The organism is Gottfriedia solisilvae (assembly GCF_002128405.1).
Classification (GTDB): domain Bacteria; phylum Bacillota; class Bacilli; order Bacillales; family Bacillaceae_G; genus Gottfriedia; species Gottfriedia solisilvae.
The window spans coordinates 220,778-238,236 of the sequence record NZ_NETJ01000004.1 but is presented as its reverse complement, the minus strand read 5'-3'; the positions used below and the strand labels follow the sequence as shown (position 1 = coordinate 238,236).

General features: G+C 34.4%; 17 protein-coding genes and 1 riboswitch. All 17 genes read left to right on the top strand.

Annotated elements, in window-relative coordinates; all coding sequences use genetic code 11:
* Positions 1-9: 9 nt before the first annotated feature.
* Positions 10-1,248, top strand: coding sequence for a type III PLP-dependent enzyme (locus CAB05_RS14460; protein WP_088000967.1), 1,239 nt, complete (start codon positions 10-12; stop codon positions 1,246-1,248).
* A 348-nt stretch (positions 1,249-1,596) separates the two neighbouring features.
* The gene (locus CAB05_RS14455; protein ID WP_088000965.1) at positions 1,597-3,093 is read left to right on the top strand and encodes an FTR1 family iron permease; all 1,497 of its coding nucleotides are present in this window, start codon (positions 1,597-1,599) and stop codon (positions 3,091-3,093) included.
* Complete coding sequence (locus CAB05_RS14450; RefSeq protein WP_088000963.1) at positions 3,083-3,457, top strand: hypothetical protein; 375 nt, start codon at positions 3,083-3,085, stop codon at positions 3,455-3,457. Before CAB05_RS14455 ends, CAB05_RS14450 begins: the two co-directional genes overlap by 11 nt.
* A gap of 170 nt (positions 3,458-3,627) precedes the next feature.
* A riboswitch (TPP riboswitch) is annotated at positions 3,628-3,738 on the top strand.
* A 139-nt stretch (positions 3,739-3,877) separates the two neighbouring features.
* Entirely contained in the window at positions 3,878-4,684 is an 807-nt protein-coding gene (thiD, locus tag CAB05_RS14445; RefSeq protein WP_088000961.1) for a bifunctional hydroxymethylpyrimidine kinase/phosphomethylpyrimidine kinase, read from the top strand.
* Positions 4,677-5,912, top strand: coding sequence for a putative hydroxymethylpyrimidine transporter CytX (gene cytX / locus CAB05_RS14440; protein ID WP_088000959.1), 1,236 nt, complete (start codon positions 4,677-4,679; stop codon positions 5,910-5,912). Before thiD ends, cytX begins: the two co-directional genes overlap by 8 nt.
* Positions 5,899-6,705, top strand: coding sequence for a hydroxyethylthiazole kinase (gene thiM / locus CAB05_RS14435; protein ID WP_088000957.1), 807 nt, complete (start codon positions 5,899-5,901; stop codon positions 6,703-6,705). Before cytX ends, thiM begins: the two co-directional genes overlap by 14 nt.
* A complete protein-coding gene (gene thiE / locus CAB05_RS14430; RefSeq protein ID WP_167374475.1) occupies positions 6,702-7,337 on the top strand; it encodes a thiamine phosphate synthase in 636 nt (211 codons plus the stop codon). Before thiM ends, thiE begins: the two co-directional genes overlap by 4 nt.
* 174 nt (positions 7,338-7,511) lie before the next feature.
* Complete coding sequence (locus CAB05_RS14425) at positions 7,512-8,495, top strand: quinone oxidoreductase family protein (protein WP_088000954.1); 984 nt, start codon at positions 7,512-7,514, stop codon at positions 8,493-8,495.
* Between the two features lie 422 nt (positions 8,496-8,917).
* Positions 8,918-10,063, top strand: coding sequence for an acyl-CoA dehydrogenase family protein (locus CAB05_RS14420; protein WP_088000952.1), 1,146 nt, complete (start codon positions 8,918-8,920; stop codon positions 10,061-10,063).
* An 11-nt stretch (positions 10,064-10,074) separates the two neighbouring features.
* Entirely contained in the window at positions 10,075-11,415 is a 1,341-nt protein-coding gene (locus tag CAB05_RS14415) for an acetyl-CoA carboxylase biotin carboxylase subunit (protein WP_088000950.1), read from the top strand.
* Positions 11,416-11,425: 10 nt separating this feature from the next.
* A complete protein-coding gene (locus tag CAB05_RS14410; protein WP_088000948.1) occupies positions 11,426-11,647 on the top strand; it encodes a biotin/lipoyl-containing protein in 222 nt (73 codons plus the stop codon).
* Between the two features lie 10 nt (positions 11,648-11,657).
* Positions 11,658-12,569 (top strand): hydroxymethylglutaryl-CoA lyase, encoded by a 912-nt coding sequence (locus CAB05_RS14405; protein ID WP_088000946.1) that lies wholly within the window; start codon positions 11,658-11,660, stop codon positions 12,567-12,569.
* Entirely contained in the window at positions 12,570-13,349 is a 780-nt protein-coding gene (locus tag CAB05_RS14400; RefSeq protein ID WP_088000943.1) for an enoyl-CoA hydratase-related protein, read from the top strand.
* A gap of 5 nt (positions 13,350-13,354) precedes the next feature.
* Positions 13,355-14,884: an acyl-CoA carboxylase subunit beta gene (locus CAB05_RS14395; RefSeq protein ID WP_088000941.1), complete on the top strand. Its 1,530-nt coding sequence runs from the start codon at positions 13,355-13,357 to the stop codon at positions 14,882-14,884.
* A 148-nt stretch (positions 14,885-15,032) separates the two neighbouring features.
* The gene (locus CAB05_RS14390) at positions 15,033-15,503 is read left to right on the top strand and encodes a DinB family protein (protein WP_088000939.1); all 471 of its coding nucleotides are present in this window, start codon (positions 15,033-15,035) and stop codon (positions 15,501-15,503) included.
* Between the two features lie 258 nt (positions 15,504-15,761).
* On the top strand, positions 15,762-17,000 hold the full coding sequence (locus tag CAB05_RS14385; RefSeq protein WP_088000937.1) for a DUF2157 domain-containing protein: 1,239 nt from the start codon (positions 15,762-15,764) through the stop codon (positions 16,998-17,000).
* Positions 16,990-17,340 carry a GDYXXLXY domain-containing protein gene (locus CAB05_RS14380; protein ID WP_158093279.1) on the top strand — a complete coding sequence of 117 codons (351 nt, stop codon included), beginning with the start codon at positions 16,990-16,992 and terminating at the stop codon, positions 17,338-17,340. The genes CAB05_RS14385 and CAB05_RS14380 overlap by 11 nt, the downstream gene beginning before the upstream one ends.
* Positions 17,341-17,459 lie beyond the last annotated feature (119 nt).

Here is a 17,459-nt window from a genome sequence, read left to right as displayed (position 1 = left end):
TTTAGGAAGTTGATTGAAAATATTGTCCAAACATATCGTATGAAACAAGAAAAACCACTTTGTGCTTATATATATGACTTATCAAAATTGCGTAGTCACGTCGAAGCATTATTGACAACTTTACCAGAAAACTGTCAGCTATTCTATGCAATTAAAGCGAACTCTGATGAAACGTTGCTTAAAACGTTAGCTCCACATGTAAGTGGTTTTGAAGTTGCTTCATTAGGGGAGATTGAAAAAGTAAGGTCAGTTGATCAGCATATACCAATTTTGTTTGGTGGTCCTGGGAAAACTTATGAGGAAATTGACATGGCAATCCATCACGGTGTGACTTTATTACATGTGGAGAGTTTCCATGAACTAAATGTAGTGAATCATATAGCGAAACAAAGAGAAGTCAGTGTCTCAATTTTATTACGTGTAAATCTTCGTAGGTCGGTACCGAATGCGAAATTAAAGATGGCGGGTGTTCCAACTCAGTTTGGTATTGATGAAAAAGAGATACCAAAAGCAATATCATTAGTGAATCCAATGCCAAATATAAATCTATGTGGCTTTCATTTTCATGCTATGTCTAATAATATTGATGCGATGTCACATGCCTATTTTGTTGACCATTGCTTTGCATTATCAAGAGCTTGGGAAAATGAGTTTAATCTAGACATTTCTTATATGAATGTCGGCGGTGGAATCGGTATTAACTATCTAGATATACATGATCAGTTTAATTGGGAAGAGTTTATGCTTGTTTTACATAAAATCATAGAAAAAAACAAAGATAAAAACTGGCAAATTTTATTTGAATGTGGCCGTTATATTACATCATCATGTGGATACTATGCGACAGAAGTATTAGATATAAAACAAAATCATGAACAATATTTTTGTGTACTCCGAGGTGGAAGTCACCATTTAAGACTTCCAGCTGCTTGGAAACAAAATCATCCTTTTACGGTTGTTCCAGTAGAAAAATGGTCATACTCATTTGAACGCCCAGAACTTGTTAATACGAATATTACTGTAGCAGGTGAGTTATGTACTCCTAATGATGTACTTGCACGGGATGTAAATATTACTAGATTAAGAGTAGGTGATATTCTCTTATTTAGCTATGCAGGGGCATACGGTTGGTCTATTTCTCATCATGATTTTCTCAGTCATCCACATCCAGACAGATTCTATCTTGATCAAAATCTACAAGAAAATGAACTGCTTATTATAAAAGAAATACGTAATAGCTTTCAGTAAATTCCTATATGCTAAATAAATTTTATAATTAAAGTTGGGGGGAATCCTCAACTTTTTTATATTTTAACTTTCTTGATCATGGGGTTAGATTTCAATTATCACTTAAAATGATATTTTAATATATTTTATTAAATGAATATTAGTTCATATTCATCACTAATATTTTAGTTCACATTAATTTAAATCATATCAAGTGATATAAATGTTAAATTTTAACAGTAGTTTATAAATATTAATTTTTATGATTATTTATAGTTAGTCTAGATAAAAAATATCTTTGACTATCTAACTAATTAAGTATATAGTCTATTTGAAAATGATTATCATTCGTGTTTAAGGGGAATGAAAATGAAGAAAAATTTAACGAAATTAATTTTACCTTTACTACTTTGTTTATTACTAGTTCCATCTAAAATATTTGCAGCAAGTCCTGAAGAAGATTTAACTCATGCAAATGTATTTATTGAAAGAGCTATACAAGCATCTCAGAAAGGAGACTTTGCATCTGCTGAGAAGGACTATAAAAAATTCAATGGTGAATGGTTAGCCAAAGAAGATGGGATTAAAAATAAGTCAATTGAAGCATATGGCAAAATTGAGGAAGCGATGGGAATGGTTCAATTCTCATTAGCCCAAAAGACAATCAATCAAGATACACTTGTTACTTCTTTAAAAGAATTGGAAGCAGTAAATGAAAAGTTCATTACACATCAGTTTGCTGAATCCAAAATTAATATAAAGAATACAGGTAGTGTTGAAGATTTAATACAAATATTAAACAATGCATTATCAAACTTAAAAGAAAATGATGTATCTGGAGCAAAATCAGAGATTGATCAATTTAGAAAATCTTGGATTAGTATTGAAGGGGTAGTATTAACACAATCCCAAAAAGTTTATACAGATGCAGAAAGAGATATGGTTACTTCGTACGCGATGCTGTCCGGCAAAACGCCTGACATTAAAGCAGCAACTAAAACGATAAAAGATATGCGAGATTATCTTTCACCTTTAGCAGCTAAAACTAGTTATACAATGTTAGATGCAATCACAATTTTATTAAGAGAAGGATTAGAGGCCTTACTTGTTGTGGTAGCTTTATTAGGATTTATAAGAAAGTCTGGTCATGAGAAAAAAAGTAAGTGGATCTGGTTTGGAGTCGGAGCTGGATTAGGTGTAAGTATAATATTAGGCGTTATCGTGAACTTATTATTTTCAGCAGGTGCTTTTGGAAGTAACAATTTCTTAATTGCAGGATGGACCGGAGTATTTGCTGCAGTCATGTTGCTTTATATGAGTTATTGGCTTCACAGTAAATCGAATTTAAAACAATGGCAATCTTATATTCAAACCCAAAGTACGAAAGCTTTAAACACTGGCAGTTTATTATCACTTTCAATTCTTTCATTTTTAGCAGTATTTCGTGAAGGAACTGAAACAGTCTTGTTCTTTATAGGGATGGCTTCATCTATAAAATTAACAAGTTTGTTAACGGGCATTGTATTAGGGATTCTCATTTTAGCAATTCTAAGTTACTTAATTTTAAAAGTTGGTTTAAAAGTTCCTATGAGACCATTTTTCCTTATATCTAGTATTCTTATGTTCTATTTATGTTTCAAATTTACAGGTATGGGCATTCACGGTTTACAATTATCCGGATTATTACCAGCAACGCAAGCACCAATACCAACAGTGGATTTCTTTGCAATTTATTCTACTTGGGAGAGCTTCATACCACAAATCATACTTTTGCTTATTGCATGTATCGTAGCAATCTTTAATAGATTTTCTAATAAAAAAAATGAAAAAAAACAAAATTCGGGGGAAATTGAACATGTTATCTAACAAAAAATTAGTTTTATCAATGACTTTAGCACTATCATTAACTTTATCTGCATGTGGCACAGAAGAAGATAAATCAATTAAAAGTGGATCAGATGATATGATTCAAACAATTACAGATTTAAAATCGCAAGTTGCTGATAATGATGAAACAAAAGCAAAAGAAAGCGGAGAGGCACTTGAAGAGTCTTGGGAGAAATTTGAAGACTCAGTAAAAGATAAAGATGCAGATCTTTATGAAAAGGTTGAAACTCCTCTACACATTATTGAAGCTGGTGTAAAAGTTTCTCCACTTGACGCAGATACTCTTAACAAAGCTGCAGATGATTTAAATGATGTTCTTAATGAAGTTAAGGACTTAAAATAATACTAAAACACCCAAAAGGGTAGATTCTTTATAGATGGTCTACTCAGTGGGGTGTAAGCTTGTAAATATCCTTTCAAAAGCTTTTATTTAGAATGGAATAAAAAAGTCTAACTACTTGAATTTAGTAATAGTATTAATTAATATGAAGTAGAATTACAATTTGATATTTTGAATAGTACTAGGGGTGCCGTAAATGGTCGGCTGAGATTAAGACACAATTGTCTTTGACCCTTTAACCTGATCTGGATAATGCCAGCGTAGGAAAGTGAGCGAATAAATGCATATTTTTATGTATTTATAACATTGATTTGTTCGAGCACAAGTCCCTATGGGGATTTGTGCTTTTTTGTTTTCTAAATCAATCCACAACTTCTATCTGTTAGATCAAAAAAGTCTATTCATTAAGTAGGAGGAAAGAAATTGAAAAAAGTACTGACAATTGCGGGGTCCGATTCGAGTGGTGGGGCTGGAATTCAAGCAGATTTAAAAACATTTTCAGCTCATGGTGTGTTTGGTATGAGTGTGATTACCGCAGTGACAGCTCAAAATACACAAGGGGTATTTGCAGTTCAAGACATTACACCAGAAATGATTGCAAGTCAGCTAGACGCAATTTTTACTGATATTGAAGTTGATGCAGTAAAGATTGGGATGGTGTCACAAATTGATACGATTAAAGTCATTGCTGAAAAACTAAGACAATATAAGCCGAAGCACATTGTTGTTGATCCAGTTATGGTTTCTAAAAGTGGTTATGATTTATTAAGTCCAGATGCGAAAGAAGCTTTAATTCAAGAACTGATTCCATTGGCAACTGTCATAACGCCTAATCTTCCGGAGGCAGAAGTTATAACTGGTAGAAACATATCAACTCTTAAAGAGATGGAAGAGGCTGCTATTTTAATTCACTCATTAGGTGCTAAAGCTGTTCTTGTAAAAGGTGGTCACTTAGAGGACGATGCAACAGATGTTAGCTATGATGGGTACGAATTTACTTATTATAAGGGTACTAGAATAGCAACTAACAATACTCATGGTACTGGGTGTACTTTGTCATCAAGCATAACTTCTAATCTAGCGAATGAATGCCCATTAAACGAAGCAATTAGTAAAGCAAAAGAATATATAACACTAGCAATTCAACATTCATTCTCAATTGGAAAAGGTGTAGGTCCAGTACATCATTTTTATTCGATGTATCAAAAGGCGGGTATACAGCATGTCTAAACTAACTGGAAAGTTAACAAAATGGAACTTCGCAACACTTTGGTTCGGAGCCGCAGTTTCAATCGCTGAAATTATGACAGGTGCGCTTATTGCACCTTTAGGTTTTTCAAAAGGATTGACTGCTATATTAATCGGTCATCTACTAGGTACACTACTTCTTGTATTAGGTGGTGTCATTGGTTCAAGAGAGCGTTTAACAGCAATGGAGTCTACTAAAATATCATTTGGACGTTATGGTAGTTATTTATTTTCTATTTTAAATGTATTACAGCTACTAGGCTGGACAGCAATTATGATTGTGACAGGAGCCAGGTCAATTAATGTAGTAACTACATCTGATTTTCATTTTAACCAGCCTTGGGTTTGGTGTCTTGTAGTTGGACTATTAATTTGTACATGGTTATATTTTGGTCAAAATGCTTGGAAGAAGTTAAATAGTGTAGCAGTAACACTATTATTTTTACTAACAATTGTATTGTGCTTCGTCATTTTTAAGCATAGTGAATTACTTTTTGAACCAGGTACTTCTGAGATGTCTTTTGGTGCCGCAGTTGAATTATCCGTTATCATGCCACTATCATGGCTGCCGTTAATAAGTGACTATACTCGCTTTGCTAAGTCAACTCGTGAAGGTGCAATTGGAAGTTTTGTTGGTTATATGATTGGTAGTTCATGGATGTATGCAATCGGACTCGGAGCTGCGCTAGCATTTAATGAATTTGATCCAGTGGCAGTCCTAATGAGTGCAAATCTTGGATTGTTTGCAGTTGGGATCGTTGTATTGGCCACAGTTACAACCACTTTTATGGATGCATATTCTGGTGGCATTTCATTGACAACTGTATTTCCTAAATTAAATGGAAAGCATGTCGCAATCGTACTAACAATCATAGGAACAATACTGGCAATCGTATTTCCGATTGAAAAGTACGAAGGATTTTTATATTTAATTGGTTCTTTCTTTGCACCCTTGTATGCAATTTTGTTAACTGACTATTTTATTTTAAAGCGTACTAAGATTAGAAAAACCTTAAGGGTAGACTGGGTTGCAATGCTCATATGGGTAATTGGTATATGTATCTATCGTAAGTTTGTACAATTTGATAGTTTTCTAGGAGCAACTGTTCCTAGTATGGTTGTCATTGGTGTGATTTATATTGTCGTTCAATTTGTCATAAATAAATTTGCTAATCAGCAAGTAGGGGGAAATAAACATGTCAGTTCTTAATGAAATCAGTCAGTTAATTGGAGATGTAAAGGGTAAAAAACCCTTGGTACATCATATTACAAACTATGTAACGGTTAATGATTGTGCAAATATGGTTCTTGCAATGGGAGGTTCACCCGTCATGGCAGATGATTTAGCAGAAGTCGAGGAAATGTTGGCCTTTGCATCAGCACTTGTCATCAATATCGGTACGTTGAACGAAAGAACCATTCAATCAATGATCACGGCAGGAAAAAAAGCAAATCAACTAGGAGTCCCAGTTATTTTGGATCCAGTTGGTGTAGGAGCTACTACTCTTCGAACAGAGACAGCGGCAATTTTATTAAAAGAAGTTCGTTTCGCGGTCATACGTGGAAATATGTCTGAAATTAAAATGATTGCAGGATTAAACGTGCAGATTAAAGGCGTTGATTCAATTGCGAGTGAAGAAAATGGTATTGAAATTGCAAAAGCTTTAGCAGTGAAATTAGGATCAGTAGTAGCGATTACTGGTGCTGTTGACATTGTTGCATCATTAGATCATGTTTGCAAAATTTCAAATGGTGATAAAATGCTTGCGGATGTAACAGGAACAGGCTGTATGAGTACATCGCTGATTGGAACATTCGCTGGTGTAACAAAAGATTATTTCCTTGCTGCTATTGCCGGTATTACAATCATGGGGTTAAGTGGTGAGTTGGCAAAAGAACGATTAACAAAGGACCAAGGAATTGGAACATTTAAAGTAAATTTATTTGATGAAATCTCTAAAATGTCAGCAGAAACATTGCTAAGCAGAGGTAAAGTTGAATGAGTCTATTGAGAAATAAAGTTGATTATAAGCTCTATCTGGTTACAGATCGTGATGTATTAGGGAAAAGAGATTTAATCGAGTCAGTTGAAGCTGCAATTAAAGGTGGCACGACGATTGTTCAGCTAAGAGAGAAAAACTGCAGTAGTTTAGACTTTTATGAACTTGCTCTAAAGGTAAAAGAAGTAACATTAAAATATAATATTCCACTTATTATCAATGATCGATTAGATATTGCACTTGCAATTAAAGCGGATGGTCTACATATTGGTCAAGAGGATTTACCAATCACGGTAGCAAGGGAAATCGTCGGAAAAGATATGATCATTGGAGTGTCCGCAACGACTTTAGAAGAAGCACTTCTTGCACAAAAACAAGGTGCTGATTATGTTGGTATTGGGTCTGTATATCCTACAAATACAAAACTAGATGCAAAGCCTGTTTCATTAGAAGAACTACATGTAATCCGTGAAGCAATTTCAATTCCAATTGTTGGGATTGGCGGAATTAATGAAGACAATGTAACAGACCTTATGAAAACGAAAATAGATGGTGTTGCAATTGTATCGGCCATTTTAGGGAAAGAAGATATTAAAGCAGCAGCAGAAAATTTCATCATTAAAATGAATGATTAATCGTAAAAACTATCTTATCTTTATGGTAAGGTAGTTTTTTTATTGGTGAATTTTAATCGAAATGAGGTAGTCATGAATAAGTTTTTCTTATCATACCTCATAATAAAACGCTATTTTTAAACCAACCTTTCAAATTGTAAAATGAAGGCAAAGGTTATAGAAGAGGTGATTAGCGTGAAGGCAGTTGTTGTAACTGAGTTCGGAAAACCAGAAGTACTAAAGTATGTTGATTTAGAAATCCCAACATTCAACTCAAAGCAAGTGTTAATTATGGTAGAAAAAGCCAGTGTTAATTTTGCAGATATAAAATCAAGATACGGAAAAAAAGGGGAAGGCAAATTTCCATTTATTCCAGGATTGGATGCTGCTGGTGTTATTATTGCTGTTGGAAACGAAGTAACACAATTTAAAATTGGAGAGAGAGTAGCGGCATTTCCAGTTGGTGGCTCATATGCCGAATACGTAGTAGCAAATGAAAATTTAACATTTCATATACCAGAAACAGTCGGATTTGATATAGCTGCAGCGTGTCCAACTGTATCTTTTCTTTCATATAAATTATTAGCAGATTTAGCCAGAATTGAAAAAGGTGAGACTGTCCTTATCCATTCTGCAGCTGGAGGAGTAGGAACTACAGCTATACAGCTTGCTAAGATTTTAGGTGCAGGTAAAATCATAGGAACGGTTGGAAATGAAAAGAAAGCTACAGTTGCACAAGCTGCTGGTGCTGATCATGTTATTTGTTATGAAAATGAAGACTTCGCTCAAAAAGTTAATGAACTAACAGAAGGTAAGGGCGCAAATATTATACTAGATTCAATAGCCGGGAGAATATCTGAGCAAAGCTTACAGTGTTTAGCACCATATGGCCGACTCGTTCATTTTGGAAACTCAAGTGGGGAAATAGGACATTTTAATACACAACAGTTGCATTCAAGTTGTCGATCAATTTTAGGGTTTAGTTTAGGTACAACAAGAAAAGAACGCCCTGAATTATTGAAGGATACGGCTAAACAAGTTTTCAACTTTATTGAAAAAGGCCAATTAACGATTAAAATTGGTCATCAATTTTCTTTAGAAGACGCCGAGAGTGCTCATAGATTACTAGAAAGTCGTCAAAGTATTGGAAAGATTTTATTGAATGTAAGGAATAAATGAATAAAGATTTATTGTAGCGGAAGTTGTAAATAGTGGGACTGATGAGCCGTGTATATATGTTATATGATCAGGCTGTCCAGGGTGGTCCAACAATTTCTATACAGGGACAAAATAAAAGGAATATCTATTTTGCTAAATTCATATATATATTAAGTAAACACTACTTTAGGGTAGTGTTTTTGTTTTATAGAAAAAGGAATATCGATATTTAATACCTTATACTAAGTACTTGTCTTAATTTGTCGAAATTATAAGAATTTTGTATAAAGGAAATTGATATAAAATATCGAATATTATCAATTGTAAGACTATATTATTTTTTAATATAGATATAAACTGACTCCACTGAGAAAACCGACAGTTGGAGGCATTCTTACGTTTTTTAAAACGTACCTTACTATTAAAAGGAGAGTGACTAGCACATGGATTTTTTATTATCTAAAGAACAGCAATTGATTCAAGAAATGGTACGAAGCTTTGCAGAGAAGGAAATTGAGCCTTTTGCAGAAGAAAATGACCGCGATAGTAGATTCCCAATTGAAACATTCCAAAAAATGGGTGAATTAGGTTTGTTAGGTATTCCTTTTCCTGAAGAATACGGTGGAAGCGGAAGCGATACAATTAGTTATGCAATAGCTGTAGAAGAAATAGGACGTGCATGTGGTGGAACTGGATTAAGTTTTGCAGCCACAATTTCACTTGGAGCTTCTCCTATTTATTATTTTGGTACGGAAGAACAAAAGCAAAAGTACTTAGTTCCAATGGCACAAGGGAAAACACTTGGAGCGTTTGGTTTAACAGAACCTAATGCTGGCTCGGATGCTGGGGGAACTCAAACAAGAGCAGTATTAGATGGTGATGAGTACGTTATTACAGGAGAGAAATGCTGGATTACCAATGCTCAGTATTCAAACACAATTATTGTTACTGCTTATACTTCAATTGATGAAAGAGGAAAGAAAAATATTTGTGCATTTATTGTACCAACGGATTCTGAAGGTTTAACGATTACAGATCCTTACGACAAGATGGGTGTACGAGCATCAAATACGACTCAAATCGTTTTAAATGAAGTACGAGTACCAAAAGAAAATATTCTAGGCAATCCAGATAAAGGATTTGGCCAGTTCTTATATACATTAGATGGTGGAAGAATTTCAATTGCAGCTCTTGCTGTAGGTATTGCACAAAAGGCTTTTGATAAAGCATTAGCTTACTCAAAAGAACGTAAACAATTTAACCAGCCTCTTTCTAGCTTTCAAGCAATCCAATTTAAGCTAGCAGATATGGCAATGGGAATCGAATTAGCTCGAAATATGGTACACAAAGCTGCATGGTTAAAAGATAATGGAAAACCTTTTACAAAAGAAGCGGCGTTCGCTAAGTTATACGCTTCTGAAATCGCTTCCAAAATTGCGAATGAGTCATTACAAATTCATGGCGGATACGGATACATGAAGGAATATGGTATAGAACGTTTAGTTCGTGATGCTAAGTTACTTGAAATTGGTGAAGGAACTTCTGAAATTCAACGTATCGTTATTGCAAGACAATTAGGATGCCGATAAGGAGCGAGAATATGATCAAAATACTGATTGCAAACCGCGGAGAAATCGCATGCAGAATTATCCAAACATGTAAAAAACTGCGTTATCAAACTGTTGCTATCTTTTCAGAGGCTGATAAGGAAAGTTTGCATGTTAAGTTAAGTGATGAGGCTTTCCCTCTTAAAGGAAATCATACGAAAGATACGTATTTAAATGGCGAATATATTATTCAATTGGCTAAAGAAAACAACGTAACTGCAATTCATCCAGGTTACGGTTTCTTATCAGAAAATAGTGATTTTGCTAAAAAATGTGCAGAAGCTGGAATCTTATTCGTTGGCCCAAAGCCTGAACATTTAGAAATGATGGGTGAAAAAATTAGAGCTAGGCAACTGATGGAGCAATTAAATATTCCTGTTATCAAAGGGAACTCTCATCCAATTCAATCGGTAGAAGAAGCAAAAGAAATTGCATTCGATATTGGTTATCCAGTCATGTTAAAAGCCTCCAGTGGTGGCGGTGGAATTGGTATGAAATTAATTGAGAATCAAGAACAACTTGAAAAGGAATTTGTTGCAACTCAAACTAGAGCGCTTCAATTCTTCGCAAATGATGATGTTTTTATTGAAAAAGCAATCTTAAAACCAAGACATATTGAAGCACAAATTGCAGCAGACACACTTGGCAATATCGTATTCTTGTTCGAAAGAGACTGTTCAATTCAAAGAAGAAACCAAAAGGTTGTTGAAGAGGCACCATCACCGTTTCTTTCTTCACATGGTCGTAAGAAGCTTGAAGAATATGCACTTACAATTGCAAAGAAAATGAAATATATAAATGTAGGCACGATTGAATTTTTAGTAGATGAAAACGAAAATATTTATTTCTTAGAAATGAATACTAGATTACAAGTAGAACACGGAGTTACTGAGGGAATTACAGGAATTGACTTAGTTGAATGGCAATTCCGAATTACATTTGGTGAAATTCTTCCAATTCGTCCACATCATGTTGAGATGAATGGACACTCAATTGAAGTAAGGGTTTATGCGGAAGATCCTAAAACATTTTTCCCATCTCCTGGAACTGTTCAACATTGTAGTTTTCCAGAAGTTGAAGGTGTGAGAGTTGATACACATCTTTACGATGGTTGGGTTGTATCTCCATTTTATGATCCACTTTTAGCAAAAGTAATTGTTACTTCAAAAACTAGAAAAGACGCAGTTCAACAACTACAGTCGTATTTATCAAGTGTACGTATTGAAGGAATTAAAACGAATGTGCCATTTTTAATTGATATTCTTTCTACGAAAGGCTTCCAAGAAGGCGATTATGCGACTAATTTTATCAGTGAATATCAAAAAGTAAAGTGAGGTTCATATAATGGAAAATTTAACGGCAATGATGGCAGGTAGCGTATGGAAATTACTAGTAGCAGTTGGTGACGAAATTAGTAGTGACGGGGAATATGTTATCTTGGAATCTATGAAAATGGAAATTCCACATGCAGCACCGTATAAATGTAAGGTTGTAAATGTATTTGTGCAAGAAGGCGATTTTGTAAATGAAGGCGACTCATTAATCCAAGTTGAAAAACTAGGTTAGGAGTAAATAGATGAAGCTACCTCAATCAGTTATTTTAAGGGAAGTTGGACCACGTGATGGGTTACAAAATGAGAAACAATTTGTTCCAACAGAAAAGAAGCTTGAATGGATCGATTTATTGGTAGAAAGTGGTTTATCTTATATTGAAGTTTCTTCATTTGTAAGGCCAGACTGGATTCCTCAACTTAGTGACTCTGTTGATCTATTCACAAAACTTAACAAAAAAGATGGGGTTACTTATGCAGCACTTGTCCCAAATAAAAGAGGACTAATTAGTGCGTTTGAAGCTGATGCAGATGAAATTAACTTTTTCGTTTCTGCAAGTGAAACACATAATTTGAAAAATAAAAATGCCAATATTGAGCATTCAATGAATGAAATCCGTTCGATGATCACTGAATGTAAACAACATAAAAAAACAACAAGAGCATATATATCAACAGTATTTGGTTGTCCTTATGAAGGTAATATCAATACTGTTCAGGTTATTAAGATGGCTAATCAATTAGTTGAGTGCGGTGTAGATGAAATTTCTTTTGGAGACACAATCGGAATTGCTACACCATATCAAGTAAATGAATTTCTGGAAGACTTATTAAAAGAAATATCTGTTGACCAGATTGCAATGCATTTTCATGATACATACGGTCGTGCAATGGCAAATCTTTATACTTCGTTGTTATTTGGAATTGAAAGATTCGATTCGTCAACTGGAGGTTTAGGTGGCTGCCCATATGCACCTGGTGCAAGCGGAAATGTAGCAACTGAAGATATTGTTTCATTACTTCATCGATTAGGTATTTCAACTGGCGTTGATGAAAAGAAACTTCACCATGCGACTAATTATATTTCTGAGGCGATGAACTTGACGCCAGTTAGTAAATTATTTTCCGTATGGAATGGTTCAAAGGAGAGTATTTAAATGGAATCCTGTTTACTTGTGAATGATATTGGTCATGTAAGAGTATTTACGCTTAACCGAACGAAACAAGCAAATTCCTTATCTCGCGAGTTACTAGAAGCTCTTCATGATGAAATGGATAAATTATCAAAAGCATCAGAGATTCGTGCAGTTTTATTTACAGGCAGTGGTTCTTCTTATTTTTGCAGTGGAGCTGATTTAAAGGAAAGAAGAGGCATGACTGAAAACGAAGCTAGGGAAACAGTTGCTATGATTGGATCCCTATTCTTTAAAATTGAAAAGCTTCCAATGCCAGCAATTGCAGCTATTAATGGTGTTGCACTAGGCGGAGGCTTGGAACTTGCTTTAGCTTGCGATATTCGACTTGCTCATAAAGATGCAATTGTTGGCTTACCAGAAACATCTTTAGCAATTATTCCTGGAGCGGGTGGAACGCAAAGACTACCACGCTTAGTTGGACTTGGAAAAGCTAAAGAATTGATCTATACAGGTAAGCGATTAAATGCACAAGAAGCCGAGCAAATTGGAATTTTGGAGCATGTTGTTGAATTAGATGAATTACAAAATAAAGCATTAGAAATTTGTGAAGCAATTGCAAGTAAGGGACCGCTTGCAATACGTGCAGCAAAAAAAGCGATTCAATCTGGTTTCGATCTACCATTAGATTTAGGTTTAAGATTAGAAACTTACGAGTATGAAAGATTGCTACATACTGAAGACCGTATGGAAGGTTTAAATGCGTTTCAAGAAAAACGTCAACCACAATACAAAGGAGAGTAACTCACATGTCAAACGAAGCAACATATCAAGCTCGAAAAGACCAAATACTTTCTGGTGGGAAAGAAAAGTATCATGAGAGCAATGCTAAAATTGGTAAGCTTTTTGCTAGGGAGAGAATTAATCAGCTAGTAGATAAAGATAGTTTTGTGGAAGATGGTTTATTTGCCAATTGTGTAAATGATGAGTTTCCAGCAGACGGAATTATAACAGGAATCGGTAAGATTAATGGTCGTACAGTTTGTGTAATGGCAAATGATTCTACTGTAAAAGCAGGATCTTGGGGTGAAAAGACGGTAGAGAAGATTATTCGTATCCAAGAAACTTGCCAAAAAATGCTGTGCCCACTGATCTACCTTGTAGATTCAGCTGGTGCACGTATTACTGACCAAGTATTTATGTTCCCGGGAAGACGTGGAGCAGGGCGAATATTCCATAATCAAATTAAGCTATCTGGTCAAGTACCTCAAGTCTGTTTATTATTTGGCCCATCGGCTGCAGGTGGCGCGTATATACCAGCATTTTGTGATGCTGTATTCATGGTTGAAGGCAACTCTTCTATGTATTTAGGATCACCTCGTATGGCTGAGATGGTAATCGGTGAAAAAGTAACGCTTGAAGAAATGGGCGGAGCGAGAATGCACTGTTCAGTTTCAGGGTGTGGGGATGTTTTATGTGAATCAGAAGAAGATGCAATTCGACAAGTAAAAGAGTATTTATCATTTTTACCAGCAAACTTTAAACAAGGGTCTCCTGTTGTAGAAGCAAAGAACCCAGTTGTTAAAGAAAAATCATTAGCTGAAATTATCCCTGGTAATCAAAACGTACCATTTTCAATTTATGAATTTATCGATCGAGTAGTAGATGAAAATTCATTCTTTGAAATTAAAAAATTATTCGCGCCTGAGTTAGTAACTGGTTTTGCTAGAATTGATGGACGAAGTGTTGGTATTGTGGCGAATCAGCCTAAAGTTAAAGGTGGCGTATTATTCCCAGATTCAGCGGATAAAGCAGCTAAATTTATCAATTTATGCGATGCTTACCATATTCCTTTATTATTCTTAATGGATGTACCAGGATTTATGATTGGTACAAAAGTAGAACGAGCAGGAATTATCCGACACGGTGCGAAAATGCTATACAGCATGAGTAACGCGACAGTGCCAAAAATTTCAGTTATCGTTCGTAAAGCATATGGTGCAGGTTTATACGCAATGGCTGGTCCTGCATTTGAAACGGACTGTGTAATTGCTTTCCCATCAGCTCAAATTGCGGTAATGGGTCCAGAAGCTGCCGTAAACGCAGTATATGCAAACAAAATTGCAAGCTTACCGAAAGAAGAACAAGCTGCATTCATCCAAGAAAAACGTAAGGAGTATTCTGAGGATATTGATATTTATCGATTAGCTTCAGAATTAGTTGTTGATGTTGTCATTCAACCAGAAGAGCTACGTTCTGAACTAATTAAACGATTTGAATACTACTTGGAATCATACGAAACGCCAAGCACAAAAAAGCATGGAGTATACCCGGTATAATAGTGAGAACAGTCCTCCAAAGAGGACTGTTTTTTTATGAGTAGTAACTTACTGAAAGCATAAAATAGTTCACTTTAACAGGAACGTTAGTTCGCATTTTGAGTTAAATAATGGTATAATTTACTAATAATAAATAGGAGGGATTTTAATGAATCAAATCGATTTAATTGTACTAAATTTTGAAGAAATAAGACGTAGAAGTATTAAGGTTTGGCAGTCAATTCCTACTAATATGTTAAATTGGAAGCCTGATGAAAAAGCTTTAACTTGTGCGGAAATGGTTCGACATGTACTAGAAAGTGAATATATATATCTTCAAATTTTACAAAATAGAAAAAGTATATCACACCCTGAAAATCCATACGAATTAGTTGAATTTACGAATGTACAAGATGATTTAGATAGAGCAATACCTCTTCGACATGAATTTATTAACTACATTAAATCTATAGAAGTGTCTGATCTTGAGAATGTAAAAATAGATCGTTCAGACGTGGGATATATCCGTACCTTAGGAGATATGTTACTAAGAGTGGCTTATCATGAATCTGTACATACTGGCCAATTATTGGACTATATGCGAACGATGAATATTGAACGACCGAATATTTGGGATTAATAGATATAGAGAATAGTGAAGATTAGAGAAAGACATGTAAGTGAAGCATTCCAGAAATGGGCGGCTTTTCTTTTTTATCTAAATAGTTAAACAAACGTTTGATTCATTCTCCTAATCATCTAAAACTATGAACTATTTATACTAGAAACAGTATTTGGTGCTTATAATGATAGTGAACATTTAAAGTTTCATAAAACGTCGATATATTTTGATGTGAAAGTAGCCTATATATTTTGCACTACAAACAGGGGGCAAACAATGAATAAAATTGATGGAAAACTAAAAGAGTGGCGGTCTCATGAGTTAATAGATGACGAGACTGTGAGCAGAATTTTAACTTATGAAAATCATAGGAATAGAAGTGAGAAGCAATCATTTTTAATGAATATCGTACCCTTTCTTATCGCTTTACTAGTTGCATTTTCAATACTAGCGCTCGTTGGAAGCAACTGGAATAATTATGATCAAACAGTAAGATTAGTCATTATTTTTGTTACATTAATAATTTTTCATTCAGCGGCGTTTATTAGTTATCAAAAGGGAAAAGAGCTTTTTGGAAATTGTTTGAATTTCATAAATGTAATTGGATATGCTTGTGCTTTCGTTTTAATTGTACAAATGTATCAATTTTCTAGCGATAGCCCAATATTTCTTATTACTTGGACATTATTAGCCTTTCTTTATTATTACTTTTTAAGGCATGATATGTTTTATTATTTATTCTTAGGAATTGGATTATTTAGTTTAAACTATAGCGCTGGTAATGGAACATCTTATGTATATCTTTTACAGCTACCATTATTACTTTGTTCAATTTATTTTCTATTGAAAATGAAAACTCGTTGGAATGCGAGCTTCAACTATACATTTTTAGGATATATACTCATCGTGTTTTTTGAGACGATTTCTGATGGTCAGTATGTTACTCCGATCATCGCGGTAATATTTGTTCTGTGGCTACTTAATGAGTGGGGAGTGATTGATTATGTACTACTTCCTTTCATTACTCCATTTATTTGGATTGCTACCTTTATTACGACGACTATGGGCGTAATTTATGATGTAATTCATGAAATTCAAAAAGAATTATCGTTTCCAGTTTTCAACATTGTAATGTTATTGTTCACTTTATTAGCTGTTTATACTGTTTATAGAAAATGGAGAAGTAATGAGCAAATCAAAAATTATCTTTGGATTTACCTATTCATTTTCTTATTACCAATCTTGGGTATGCAAGACGAATTAGCTAATATGATTGTTGGTGTCTTCATTTTATTTGCTTATTCTTGTATTCGTTTATTCTTTGGTGTTTCTCATCAAGAAAAAAGAAGCATGATCATCGGCTTTATTACCTTTATTATTCTTGTAATTGGTATTTACACAGGATTATCTGTTACTTTCATAGGTAAATCAATCGTATTCATCATACTTGCAGCTATACTCTATATCGTCTTTATTCAATCGAAAAAAGCAAGAGGTGATGAATATGCAAAATAAAATGAAACTAATATTATTGTCATTCATACAGTTAATTTTGCTGCTTTCATTACTTGGAAGCATAATGTACTTTAAACAAACTGCTGACACTTTTAAGATTGAGGCAGAAAGCTTAGATCCAATTGAGCCATTATTCGGTCACTATGCAGCACTATCATATAAATTCGATGAAATTACCGATAAGGATTGGAAGGGTGAAGCGAAGCCGAAAGAAGGGCAGAAGATTTTCATAGTTTTCAAGAAGAGTGAAAAGGGACTCTACGTTTTTGATTTTGTAACTGATCAACGCCCTGACAAATTTAAATATATTAGCGCTGAAATATCATATGTATATGATTAACTAAACCACTCTAGAGTGGTTTTTCTTTTGATAACGACTTATTTATCAAGAAATAAATAGGGGAGAGGAGTATAGGGAAATAACCAAACAAACGTTTAATTAAAAAAATGAATATAAAA